The following is a 13,742-nucleotide window of genomic DNA, read 5'->3' on the forward strand; positions in this document are numbered from 1 at the left end:
TCACCGCATCAATGACTGAGTAGGACAGAACACCCTACTCAGTCATTTTTTTGCTTAACGCGTCACCAAACCAGCCACTTGTGTCGTTGTCAGCGACCCAATCTGAGTGGTTGTGAACGCATTGATGTCGCTACCCAAAGCTACAAGCTTCGCAACGGTCAAGGTCGGGATCTGCGTGGTCGTCAAACCAGCCACTTGGCCAGTCGTCAGAGCCTGCAAACCAGCGGTTGACAATGCGGCCAACTGGCCAGTCGTCAAGGCACCAATTTGCGTTGAGCTCAAAGCCTGCAAACTACCCGTGCTGATGGCACCGATTTGTGCAGTGCTCAAAGTGTTGAGCTTGTCGGTGGCCAAGCCATTCAAGGCCGAGGTCGACAGAGACTGAATCAAATCAGAGCCCAAGCTGTTGAGTTGAGCGCTGCTCAAGGCATTGACTTGTGTCGAGCTCAACACGGCCACATCACGCGCTTCCAGCGTTGGCAACTGGCTGGTCGTGAGCGATGCAATCTTGGTCGACGACAAGGCCGCAAAGTCAGCCGTTTCCAAGGCCTGCAGTTGGCTGCTGCTGAGCGCAGGAATAGCGGCGGTGTTCAACGCATCCACTTGCGCGGTGGTCAAAGCGGTGATTTGCGCACCGGTCAAGCCTGCGATAGCGGAGGATGAAAGGGCAGCCACTTTATCGGTGGTGATGCCTGGCACAACAGACAAGCTCAAGCCTTGCACCTGTGTCGAACTCAGCAAGTTGACCATGCCCGTAGACATTGCCGCCACGTTGGCCGCACTGAGCGCGCCGATTTGGTCACTGGTCAATGCTGTCACTTGGGTGGTTCCCAAAGCCAAGACTTGACCTGTGGTCATGACCCGGACCTGCCCGTTGGTCAAGGCGTTGACTTGCGACGTTCCCATCGCAGTCAAGTTGGTGGTGGACAAGGTGTTGATCACCGCGTTACTTAGGAGCTTGACTTGGTTCGTGGTCAAAGCGCCCACCTGCCCCGTAGACAAACCGGACACAACCGTGTTGGTCAACTCGCTGATCTGCCCTGTACTCAATTGCGTCACTTGCGTGGTGCTCAAGGACTGGAGCTGAGTGGTCGTCATACCTTGCAGCTGTGTCGCAGTCAAGGCTTGCAAGTTGTCGGTTGCCAAAGACTGGATGTTGGCGGTGCTCAGAGCGTTGATTTGGTCGTTGCTCAAAGCGGCCACTTGCGAGGTGGTCAAAGCATCCAGTTTGGCAGTCGTCAAACCACCAATCACGTCGCGAGACAGGACACGAGTTTGGGCTGTACCCAACTTGGCAATGTTGACATCACTGATTTGCAACACTTGGTTCGAGGTCAAGGCCGCCACATCGGTGGTCTCCATAGCCACCAGTTGTGCACTGGTCAAGCTGCTGACCTGAGAGGTGCCCAAACCAGCCACTTGATCAGCCGTCAAGGCTTGGATCAACGCGGTGCTCAAGTCATCGATGCGCGCATCGGCAATGGCAGCCACTTGCGTGGTCGTCAAGGCAGCGAAGTCAGCGGTCTCAAGGCTGTTCAACTTGGTTGAGCTGAGCGCGTTGAGCTGAGCGGTGCTCAAGCCTGCGGCTTGATCGGTCGTCAAGGCGCGCAGCTGATCGGTCGTCAAGGTGGCCAAGTCTGCCGCGGCAATGGCGTTGAGTTGAGCGGTGCTCAAGGCTGCAACATCGGCGTTTTCCATCACCACCAATTGGGTGGTGGTCAGTGCAGCAACTTGGGCGGTACCCAAGGCGGCCACTTCGCCAGTTGTCAAAGCTTGCACTTGTGCGCTGGTGAGTTGGTTGACTTGGCTGGTCAACAAACTTGCCACAGCACTGGTGGTCATCGATTGCAGCTGTGTTCCGGTGATGGCTTGCAACTGGCTCGTTGCCACTAAGCTTTGCAGTTGTGAATCGCTCAAGCTACGTAACTGTGTGGACGACAAATTGGCAATCTGTGCCGTGCTGAGTGTGGACACTTGGTTGGTGTCCAACGCTGCGATTTGTGCGGTAGACACCGAGGCAAAAGAACCCACCGAGATCTTGCTGACTTGAGATGTGGTCAACGCATTGATCTGCGATGTGGTCAACGCGCCCACTTGATCGCCATTCAAAATATTGATGTTCGCTGTCGACAAGGCTTGTACCTGTGCCGTGGTGAACGCCTTCAATGGATCGAGGTTCATCACCGTGAGTTGGTGTGTACCCAGCACAGCCACGTTGGCGGTGGTCAGAGCAGACACTTGGCCTGCCGACAAGGCATCAAACTGCGTTGCCGACAAAGTGGTGATGTCAGAGGTTTCCAGGGCTTCCACTTGAGCAGTGGTCAAGTTCTCTACCAAGTTGACGGACAAGGCTTGAATGTCATCGGTACCCAGTGCACGAATGCCTGCTGTGGTAAAGCCCTTGATTTGCGTGGCGCTCAAGGCGGCAATGTCTGCCGTTTCGAGTTCGACCACTTGTGAGGTGGCTAAGCCACCCAGTTGCGCGGCACTCATGGCTTGAACTTGCGTCGAGCTCATGGCTGTCACACGACCAGCGGCCAAGCCTTGCAACTGAGCAGTACTCAAAGCGTTGACTTGCGCGGTTCCCAAGGCAGCCACACTGCCATTGCTCAGCGTGTTGACTTGGTCTGTGCCCATGGCCTGAATTTGGCCTGTGGTCAATGTTGCCAACTGAGTGCTGGTGAGCTGGTTGAACTGCGTAGTAGCCGTCAACGAAGCAAGTTGTGCGGTACCCAGGGCTTGGACTTGTGACGTGCTGAGTGTTTGCAACGATCCTGCAGACAAGGCCATGGCTTGACCCGAAGACAACGCCGCCACTTGAGCTGTGCCCAAGGCTTTGACAGAGTTGCTCGCCAAGGCACTGATGTGGTCGGTTTTCAAACCTTGCACCGTCGATGTAGCCAAGGTTGCCAACGCGGTCGTGTTGATAGCGTTAATCTGGGCCGACCCCATGGTGTTGAGTTGCGTGGTGCTCAAAGCGCCCAATTGCGACGAAGACAGCACGCTCACCTGTGAGGTGTTCAAACCTGCGGCGTTGGTGGTGGACAAGCCACTCATCTGACTTGTGGTCAGACCCGCCACAGCCGTGGTGGTGATGGAGCGCACGTTGGTGCTGCTGATGGCATTCAATTGACCCGTTGATAACGCTGCCACTTGGGAGGCGCCCAGTCCAGACAAGGCGCTACTCGACAGGGCAGCCGCCTGGTCAGTGGTCAACGTACCCACTTTGGATTCGTTGATGCCTGCCATCTGTGTCGATGTCAAAGCAACGATTTGTGCTGTGGTGAAGCTGGCAATTTGTGCAGCAGACAAGGCATTGAAATCGTCACGCTCCAAGACACCCACGGAGGTGCTCGACAAGGCACGCAACTGGTCGGTACTCAAACTACTCACTTGCTGGCCTGACAAAGCCACCACATCCGCAGACTCGAGGTTATTCAACTGACTGGTGCTGAAAGCGGCAACTTGCAAATCGGTCAACGCTGTCATCTCAGTGGTGCTAAAGGCGCGCACTTGGTCAGTCGTCATCGCATTGATGACCGAGGTTGCCAAAGTAGACACTTGAGTATTGGTGAGGTTAGGCACCAAGGCTGTCGCAGCGCCCTGCAATTCGGTGTCACTGAAAATTGCGCCAATTTGTTCGGACGTCAGCGCTTGAACTTGCCCAGTTGCGACCGTATTCAACTGAGTCACGCTGAGCGACTGCAGCTGCGTACTGGTCAGCGCATTGATTTGTGCCGTACCCATGCTGGCAATGCTGACCCCAGAGGTCGACAAGGTGGCCAACTGTGCGGTCGACAAAGCTTGTACTTGCGAAGTGCCCAGCGATGCCACTTGGGTGCTGGATAGCTTGTTGAATTGCGTGGTCGCCGTGAGCGATTGCAATTGCGTGGTGCCCAAGGCACGCAGTTGTGAAGAGCTTAAGGTTTGTAAGCTGGTGCTTGAGAGCGAGACGGCTTGACCTGACGTCAAGGCGTTAACTTGCGCTGTACCCAAAGCTACCACAGATGCGCTAGCCAAAGTGCTGATGTGCTCGGTCTTAACACCCTGAAGTGTGGCGGTGGACAGGCCACTCAAGGCCGTTGCGCTCAGCGCATTGATCTGTGCAGATCCCATGGCGTTGAGCTGGTCTGTACCCAAGGCGCCCAATTGACCTGCGCTCAAGGCATTGATTTGCGCGGTTTGCAAGCCCGCCACATTGGTGGTGGACAAGCCGCTCAGTTGGGTGGTTGTGAACCCAGACATTGCACTGACCGCGACCGACTGGAGGTTGGTGCTACTGATGGCGTTCAGTTGCCCCGTGCTAAACGCCGCCAATTGAGTTGCCGACAATGCATTGATCAGGGCCGTCGACAGTGCAGATGTTTGCTCAGTCGTCATACCACCCAACTGCGTAACGCTCAACGCGCCCGCCTGAGAACCCTTGATCGCTTGCACTTGTGTCGTGGTGAACGACGACACCTGAATGGCGCTGAAGGCCACCAGATCATCGTTTTCAAGTGATTGGATTTGTTCGGTGCCCAAGGCTTGCAGTTGCGTGCTGGAGAGTTCGCGTAACTGTGTAGCGCTCAAGGCGCGCAAGTCTGCGGTCTCAATCGCGTTCACTTGTGCCGTGGTCAGTGCATGCAATTGGTCGTTGTTCAACACGGCCATATGTGCCACTGTCAAGGCCTTTACCTGCCCAGAGGTCAGGCCTTGCACTTGATCTGTGCTCAACGAACCCACCTGCGTTGCGCTCATTTGTGCCACTGCGGCAGTGCTGATCTTGGCAACTTGTGAACTGGTCAATGCGGCAAGTCGTGCTGTGCTCAGGCCTGACACTTGCGACACCGTCAATGCACTCGCTTGGTCAGTGGACAAACTCGCCAATTGAGAGGTAGAAAGAGCGTCAAATTGTGTAGCACTGAGTGTGCTGATGACTGTTGTGCTCAATGCGCCAACTTGGCCAGTGCTCATGGCACCAATCAATGTCGCGCTCAATGCTTTGGACTGCGAAGAGCTCAATTGAGCGACGACACCCGTGGACAAAGCAGCAACCTGGGTGGTACTCAACGCGGCAATGCTAGACGATTGCAAACCTGCCACTTTGGCGGTAGACAAGGCGTTGATGGAAGTGGTCGTCAATGCGCCAACTTGCGAGTTGGTCAATGCGGACAACTGCTCCGTGGTCAGGGCCACCATGGCACCCGTGGAGAGAGAAGCAATTTGCGTAGTGGTAATGCCTTGCAGCGTAGCGGTCGCCACAGCAGCCAAGCCACCTGTGCTGATCGACTCAAACTGTGAAGTGCTCAAGCTATTCAGTTGAGCAACAGACAAACCAGCCACTTGGCTCGAGCCCAAAACGCTCAGAGAAGCCGTTCCTAATGCTTGTGTCTGAGAGGTTGTGAGGGCGCCCAACTCTGTTGGAGTGAATGCTTGTACCTGCGAGGTAGACAAGGCCGCGACAACGCCCGTACTCAAAGCACGCAATTGATCGCTGGACAAGGCCTGAACCAAACTGGTGTTGAGACCAGCGACATCATCTGTCGTCAAAGCACCCACTTGGGTGGCAGACAAATAACCCAGTTGTTCAACACTCAGATCATCAATTTGGCCTGTACCAAGCGCTTGAACTTGCGCCGTGGTCATGCTTTGCAGTTGAGTTTGCGTCAGCCCGTCCATCAAATCGGTAGTGCTGAGGTTGGCAACTACGGAAGTCGACAACGCTTTGAACTGGTTGGCACCCAACGCACCCAACTGCGTGGAAGTCAACGCATTGACTTGCGAAGAAACCAACCCTGCTACGGCACCAGTGCTGAGGTTAGAAAGCTGCGTGTCGGTGAGTGCTTGGAACTTGGTTGAACTCAAAGCAGACACTTGGCTGCTTTGCAAAGAACCAATTTGCTCGCCATTGAGCAATTGCAGTTCGGAGGTGCCCATCGCGGCGACCCCTGCAGAGCTCAAGACCTGCACCTGTGCGCCCGTGAGCTTCTTGACCAACGTGGTGCTCAGACCAGCCACTTGGGCCGTATCTAATGCAGCGATGGTGCTGGTAGACATGCCTTGCAAGGCTGTGCCAGAGATTTGGTTGAGTTTGGTAGAAGTCAACGCCGCCACTTGACCTGAGCCAATGGCTGCAATCGCAGAGTTAGTGAGAAAAGCCACGTTGCTACTACTCAACGCTGACAACTGGCCAGAGTTCAAACTGGTAATGCCAGCCGCAGAGAGCGCCGACACTTGGTTGCTTTGCAAAACACCCATTTGAGCCGTGCTCAAAGAAGCAACATCTTCAGTCGCCATACTGCGTATCTGAGCATCGGTCAGCACCGTGATTTTGCTGGTACCAAGGGCTTGGAAATCTTGTGTTTCAAGCGCTTTGATTTGGCCCGCACTCAAAGCCGCCAAGGTGTCGGTCTTCAGTGACTGCACTTGATCGCTGGAAAGCGCCGTGATGGCATCACTGGTCAAGTAGGCCAATTGCGAAGTTGTCAAAGCATTGAGCTGCGAAGAGCTCATGTTCTGAACAAAAGAGGTGCTCAAGGCTCCCACCTGATCGTCCGTGAGCTTACTCACTTGGGTCGAACTCAGAGCGGCCAGATTGGTAGTCGACAGGCTGGCAATTTGGCCTGTTGTGAGCGAGGCGACTTGCTGCGTTTGTAACAACTGAATGTTGGCCGTCGTCAAAGCAGATAACGTTGCACTGCTCAAAGAACTCATTTGCGTGCTGGAAAGCGCCTGCAGATTGGTGGAGCTCAGTGCATTCAAATTGCCCGTGCTAATCGCCGTCAATTGCGAAGAACTCAACGTGCGGACTTGAGTGGTGGTCAGCTGATTGAGGGCATCACTCGAAAGCGATTGCACTTGACCCGTACTGAACGACTTGAGTGTGTCAACACTGAGCGTGCCGATGACTCCCGTCGACAAAGCTTGCACTTGAGAGGTGCTGAACGCAGCTATTTGAGTGGCTGTCAGCGCATTGATGAAACTGGCCGACAAAGCGGCGGAGGCAGCGGTGGACAGGCTCTGCAGTTGGGTATTGGTCAGAACCTTGGCATTGGTCGAATTCAAGGCACCCACCGCAGACGAAGACAAGGCTCCGATGATGGTGCTAGAAACAGTCTTCAACTGACTTGCTGTCAAACTTGCAATTTGAGTCGACGACAACACCGCTGCATTTGCGGTTCCAAGGCTGGTGATTTGTGCCGCACTCAAATTTTGCAATTGAGAGCTGTTAAGCGACTGTGCTTGACTGCTACTGAGCGAACCTAGTTGCGTGTTTGTCAAGGATTTAAATTGTGTGACCGTCAGCGATTGCAAGCTAGCGCTGCTCAGACTGGCCAAGGAAGTTGTGCTTACCGCATTGAGCTGAGCCACTGTGAGGGCCCGTAAATCAGTAGAGCTGAACTGTGAAATTTGCCCTGTGCTCATCGCGTTGATTGCAGCGGTAGACAAGGACGTGACTTGCAAATTGGTCAAAGCACTGACCTGCTCAGTACCCAGCGCTGCCACATTGGTAGCGCTCAAGGCTTTAATTTGAACGCCAGAAAGCGCTGCCACTTGCTCTGTCTTTAAATTTGTAAGCTTGTCCGTTGAAAGCGCGTTGAGTGCCGATGCGCTCAAGGAAGCGATTTGCCCCGTTGCAAGTGCTCGGAGCTGCCCTGTGCTCATGCCACTGACTTGCGCATTAGACATACCTGCGACGGAAGCCACACTAAGCGCCGTCACTTGGTTGGTGCTGAAGGCGCCAATTTGTGACGCCGACATGGAAATCACGTTTTTCTGCGTCAATGCGCTGACTTGTGAGGTCAGCAAACTAGACACTTGGGTATTGGAAAAAGCCGCGACCTGGGCTGTCGTGAGCTTGGCGATATCGCCTACTTCCAAGGCTTGTAGTTGTGACGTGGTCAACGCATTCAACTGAGAAGTTTTAAGGGCTGCCACTTGAGTCACGCCCATGGCCCGAATTTGCCCCGTGCTCATGCCCGTCAGATCGCGGGTCTCGATGGCTCCAATTTGCCCCACACTCATGGCAGAAACCTGGCTGGTGCCCAGAGCGCCAAGCTGGTCACCAATCAAGGCAATGATTTGGTCGGTCGTCAAAGCTTGAATTTGCTTGACTGACATGGCCGTCAAAGACTCCGTCTTGACGTTGCCAATTTCAGAAGTCTTGATACCTGACAGTTGAACGGCAGATAACTTTTGCACTTGCCCTGTAGACATGCCATTGAGTTGATCAAAGCTCATCGCAGAGACTTGGGCCTTGCTAACCTTCGCAAGTTGTGTCTGAGAAAATTGACCAATCTGGTTGCTTGAGAGCGCAGCCATTTGCCCTGTACTCAACGCTGCAATGTGCGAGGCCGACAAACCAGCAATTGAGCTTGGCAGAATGGATGCGACTTGCGTGCTGGTTAGCCCACGGACTTCGGTCAACGTGAGGGTGCTGATCTTGGTCGACGTCCAGTCATCAATGGATGTAGATGCGGTAATCCTCGGGGTGTAAACCGGGGAAGATCCTGCAGAAACTGGGGTAGTAGCCATAGTGCACTCGATTCTTTGTCTGTTAGTAAAGTGAACAGTTGCCCCAACAGGAACATACCGTTACACCACTCGTCTCGTTGAATCGACTGCTCAAGAAAAAACTTTAGCGAAATTCTTAGCTTTTTTAAATGTCGTTGCAGAGATCATGCTGCGGCTTGATTGAAAGACGGAATTTTATTTAAATTCATCGCCAAAACAGTACGTTTTCCACTATTTTCAGGGACTTCATGTCGCAAATAGCCTGGAAAAATAATCAGCGTATTCGGTTTGGGTTTGACCAATAATTTTTCTTCAAAAATAATGGGGGCGCTCTCATCATCCGCATCCAGGTAGATCACTGCTGAGAAATCACTGGGGAAATGAGAATGAAGAATCGTTTTGTCAGACTGTTGATAAGTGACGCCCCAGCAATCTGCAATTAAAAAATCCAGATTCAAACCTTGCATATCCGTGTTCCAAAAGTCTTTACAAATTTGCTTGACTGTTTGAATGACAGAATTACACAAGGGATGTAATTTTGTGTTGAGCAAATGACTCTTCCAAGGACTCATGTAAACCGCTTTGACGTTGGAAGGCGTTGACTCAGGATGGGAAATTCGCAATTCATCCAGCGCTTGTCGGGCAAGCAGCAACTCCGCTGCCAAATGCGAAATATCACACCAATAAATTTGGGCTTTAGTTTCGACTTCTAACAAGTTGATAGTCTGTGAATTCATGGCTGCTAAATCTCCTCTGCTAAATTTTAAGGAGTAACCCTGCGCAATAACCACCTAAAAATCTGACCTAAATCAAAGAATATGACATTGGTAGGGTGACACGAACAAAAGCCCCCGCAAGGGGGCTTTTGAAGTTCGTCAACCGCCTTGTAGAAATTACTTCAGCAAAGACAACACGCCTTGCGCAGACTGGTTGGCCTGAGCCAACATGGCCGTTGCAGCTTGCGAAATGATTTGCGAGCGGGCCATGCTGGTTGTTTCTGAAGCATAGTCTGTGTCCAAAATACGGCTGCGTGATGCAGACATGTTTTGATTGGACTCGGTCAAGTTAGACACCACAGACTCCAATCGGTTTTGGTAAGCACCAGCACGCGCTTGCATGGCCGAGACACCTTCCAGAGCGGCATCAATGGCAGTAATTGCCGCAGAAGCGCCGCTTTGAGTGGAGATATCGATGTCAGCGACTTTAGCGCCTTGATCTGAACCACCAAATGTGCCACGACGGAAGCCCATCAGTGCAAAGTTTTCGTTACCTTCGTTGCCGCTTTCGACAGAGAACGACTTATCGGACTCCAGACGAACAGACGCGAAGTGGGTCACCACGTCTGCACTGGTCACACCGCCACCGATGGTCACACCATCCAAGCCCAATGCCTCTTCACCTGCCGAAGAACCAATGGAAATGTTGCGTCCGTCTTCGGCTGTCAATTGCACGCCTTCACCCCACGCGGTAGCCACAACACCGGTTCGACCCGCAAACTTGTTGATAGCTACCAAGACGTCGTCACGGTTTGAACTGCTACTCAAGGTGATGTCAATGTCAACACCGTTGATGTTCAAGTCACTCACAGCACCTGCGGTAAAACCACGGCCGCGCAACACGTTGGGCTCGGCAACAGCAGTCACCCCCGTCATGCTTGACTTTTTGTTGATGGCTGCAGCAGTGGCAATCGCACTGCCCGCCTTGGCACTTGGATCCACAAATTCGCTGGATGCATCGTCGTCGCTGGCAATGGCGGCATCAATACCCACGCCATTCAAGACCAAGGTATTGCCCTTCAACAAACCCGTTGTGCCCGTGGCAGGCGCATCGCCTTCGCCAGCACTAGGGCGCGCCATCGTCACGACTTGGGCTTTGTTGGTGCTGAACGTACCGGCGGTCAGACCCGCGTTTTGCACGTTTTTGTCAGTTTCACTGGAAACCGTGAAACTGGAACCATCTTTGGTACTCAACTCAAAGGTACCGATGTAAGTGCCTGTGTCAGACAAGCCGACATCAGCCGCATCCAAACCGCCGGTAGACAAGTCAATTTCGATGTTGCGACCATCTTCAGCGACCAAGATCACACCTTGAATATCATCGCTGGTGTTGATAGCCGTGACGCCAGTTTGCTTAGACACGTTGTTGATGGCTGTTGTGACCATCAAACGGTTAATTTCCAAGTCACTGGTCATTTGGATGGATGCAGTTTCAACGCCGTTGATGGTGATCGTACCTGTGGCAGAGCTTGTCGCCATGGCAGTACCGTAAGCCATGGTTGAGCCAACTGTGGCGTAAACACCGCTTTGCTCTGAGACACGGTTGATAGCAGCAGCTTTTGCGATCGCGCTGGCCGCTTTGCCACCGTTGTCAGCAAAATCAGATGACAACATATCGTCAGTCGCCAAAGATGCACCGACAACAACGCCGTTCAACACCAAGTCGCCGTTCAACAAGGCGCCAGATTTGCCATTCACAGGGTCCACTGAACTGCTGGCTGCATCATCAAACACAGTACCCACTGAGCTCAAAGAAGTTTTACCACCTTGACCAATGTCTTTGGTTTGAACGGAGTCAAAACCGATGGTCATGCGATCGCCAGCATTGACACCCGTTTGCAATTCAATCTTGCCAGCCGAACCATCCAACAGTTTGATGTTGTTGTGGTTAGTCTTTGTGGCAACGTTGTTAATTTCTTGCTTCATTTGATCGACTTCCAACTGCAAAGATTTGCGATCAGAAGTAGACATAGCGCCGTTACCAGCTTGAACAGAGAGTTCACGCATGCGTTGCAGCATGTCGTTGACTTGACCCAAAGCGCCTTCAGCAGTTTGAGCCATCGAGATACCGTCGTTGGAGTTGCGAATGGCAACAGCGAAACCACGAATTTGCGAAGTCATGCGATTAGAAATAGCAAGGCCAGCCGCATCGTCTTTGGCACTGTTGATACGCATACCAGTCGACAAACGCTCCATGCTGGTTTGCAATTTGCGTTCGACATTACTCATGGAAGCTTGTGCTGCGAGAGCTTTAACGTTTGTGTTGATAACGGACATGGTGTTACTCCTTGATAGTCCTACAGAATGGTTGACTTGAACTCAAGACATCTGCCTTGATAACCAGTGAATCGTCTGGTCTACGAAAAACTTTAGTAATTAAATGACGGTGTTATGCAACATTCCCTTGAAGTCTTCAATGCTGTGCGCCATGCGCACAATGACTTCATTGGGAATCTGACGAACGACCTCACCTGTTTGCGCGTTCTTTATCAAGACAATGGGCGTCTCGAGCGCGTTATCAATGGAGAAATTGATATTGCGACCACCATCACGCATAACTTCATTCAGGTGCTGAATAGCCTCAGACAGTTCTTGTCTCTTTTGCTCTGTATCAACTTTGATGACTGGCTTAGTTAGTGGCTTCAAATGCTGATCAGAAGCAGCTTGAGAAGGCTCTGATTTAACAGACGTCGGTTTGATTCCTGCGGGGGCCGAGGATGGCAAGGATGGAATTTCATTGAACATATGCACCGCCTTATTTCAAGAACCCCAACGACAGGCAAGGCGCGAATAGCGCCTATCGGACCGTCATAGGAGATGACAGTCATTGATTCGGCGCGATTCAGAAATACTTGAGTAAAAAATTTAAATAAATTTTTATACTTTTAAAGTGCTAACTTTTAAATTTAAAACTCTTTTAATAGATTCTTAATTACTTATTTGTGTAAGCAGCCATCATCCCACCAAACGTCGACTTCAAACTGCTCTTTTGACTGTTAACGCTGCCGACCAAGCTGTCCATGGCTGCAAACTGTTTTTGATAGCGCTTGAGCAAACCATCCATACGTGTTTGAAGTTTGGCCAACTCCTCTTGGTGCTTGGTATTTTGTGTTGTGGCGTTTTGACTTTGACGCGCAACCACACCTGTAGGACCCAATAAATCTGTGAGCTTTTTCACCGCGTCGCCAGCCACGCCAGCAGGCGCAGTGCTGTAAGTGCTCAAATTATTTTGGTTGCCCGAAAAGGTTTTGACGACATCGTCAAAATGACTGTTCAACGCAGCGTCAAGCTTGGTGTTATCGACGTTCAACGTACCGGCTTGATCAACACTGATACCCATCTGCCACAACGAACCCACCCCAGAACCTGGGGTTGAAGAAGTCCCAGCAAACATGCCACGCAGCTGCTGCTTGATCATTCGCACCGTGGAGTCGCCCACCAAGGTGGCGCCGTAGGTGTCCATGGTGGATTTTGGGTCAGTCACGACGTTGAGCATGGTCATCGCGTCGTTGTAACTTGAAACCAACGTAGAGAGCTTGTCTTTGATAGACGCGGGTTCGCGTGTCAAATTGACTTGTGCAGAACTTGTTGTTGTCGCTTTCAGATTAATCGTGACGCCCGGCACAACATCTTTCAGCACATTGGTGCTGCGGGTGTAAGTGACGCCGTCAATTTTGACCTGCGCGTCGGAGGCAGCTTGACTACCCAGATTGCCAGCATTGAAACTCAGGCCGGGCGATCCAGAACCTGTGCCGTAACTGGGTGTCAATGTGAAGGCACCTGCAGAGCCTTCGGCGCCCGACAAAATAATTTGAAATGGTTTGCCAGAGCCATCTCCGGTATCTACCAATTTAGCGGTCACGCCACGACCTGCGGCGTTGATCGCATTGACCACGTCTTGTGGCGTATCTTTACCTGCAGGCAAATTAATCGCTGAAGGTGTACCGCCAGAAATTGCAAGGCTCAAACTCATGGCAGCGCCACCGTTGAGTGACACTGCCGCCGAAGTGACGCCATCGCTGACGCTGCGCTGAGCTTTGGCCAAACGCACCACGTCAATGTCATAACTATCAGCTTTAGCGGTTGCCGTGGTCGTGACACTGAAGGCGTTGGGATTTGTATTTTCCGCCGTCAGTACATTGAAGCTCGTCTGATCTTTAAGGGCTGCAAAAGCCGTTTTCACCTCACCCAATACAAACGACACAGCCGCAAAACCAGACACGCGCGCATCATTCTTCGTGATTTTGGCGTTGATACCGTTTTCTTGAGGTAAGCGCTCGGCATCGACCAAGTTTTGAGCGAGAGACGCTGTATCAACGCCCGAGCCTGCGCTGAGCGAGGTGATGATTTTTTGCGCCGCAGCCTTATTGGCTGCAGCCGTCGTCGCAGCTGCAGCTTTATTCGCTGCAGCGGTGGAAGTTGCCGAAGACGTGGAGCTGACAGCAGTCGTGGCCATTGAAGTTGAGCTTT

5 protein-coding genes are annotated in these 13,742 nt (G+C 52.3%); all 5 read right to left on the reverse strand.

Annotated elements, in window-relative coordinates:
• Window positions 1-54 precede the first annotated feature (54 nt).
• Window positions 55-8,517 (reverse strand): hypothetical protein, encoded by an 8,463-nt coding sequence (locus C5F52_RS18610; protein ID WP_146100120.1) that lies wholly within the window; start codon window positions 8,515-8,517, stop codon window positions 55-57.
• A gap of 143 nt (window positions 8,518-8,660) precedes the next feature.
• The gene (locus C5F52_RS18615) at window positions 8,661-9,233 is read right to left on the reverse strand and encodes a hypothetical protein (protein WP_104799856.1); all 573 of its coding nucleotides are present in this window, start codon (window positions 9,231-9,233) and stop codon (window positions 8,661-8,663) included.
• Window positions 9,234-9,389: 156 nt separating this feature from the next.
• A complete protein-coding gene (locus C5F52_RS18620) occupies window positions 9,390-11,549 on the reverse strand; it encodes a flagellin (protein ID WP_104799857.1) in 2,160 nt (719 codons plus the stop codon).
• 99 nt (window positions 11,550-11,648) lie between these two features.
• Window positions 11,649-12,017, reverse strand: coding sequence for a flagellar protein FlaG (locus tag C5F52_RS18625; RefSeq protein ID WP_104799858.1), 369 nt, complete (start codon window positions 12,015-12,017; stop codon window positions 11,649-11,651).
• A 187-nt stretch (window positions 12,018-12,204) separates the two neighbouring features.
• Window positions 12,205-13,728 (reverse strand): flagellar filament capping protein FliD, encoded by a 1,524-nt coding sequence (fliD, locus tag C5F52_RS18630; RefSeq protein WP_104799859.1) that lies wholly within the window; start codon window positions 13,726-13,728, stop codon window positions 12,205-12,207.
• Window positions 13,729-13,742 lie beyond the last annotated feature (14 nt).

It is taken from the genome of Limnohabitans sp. TS-CS-82 (assembly GCF_002943475.1).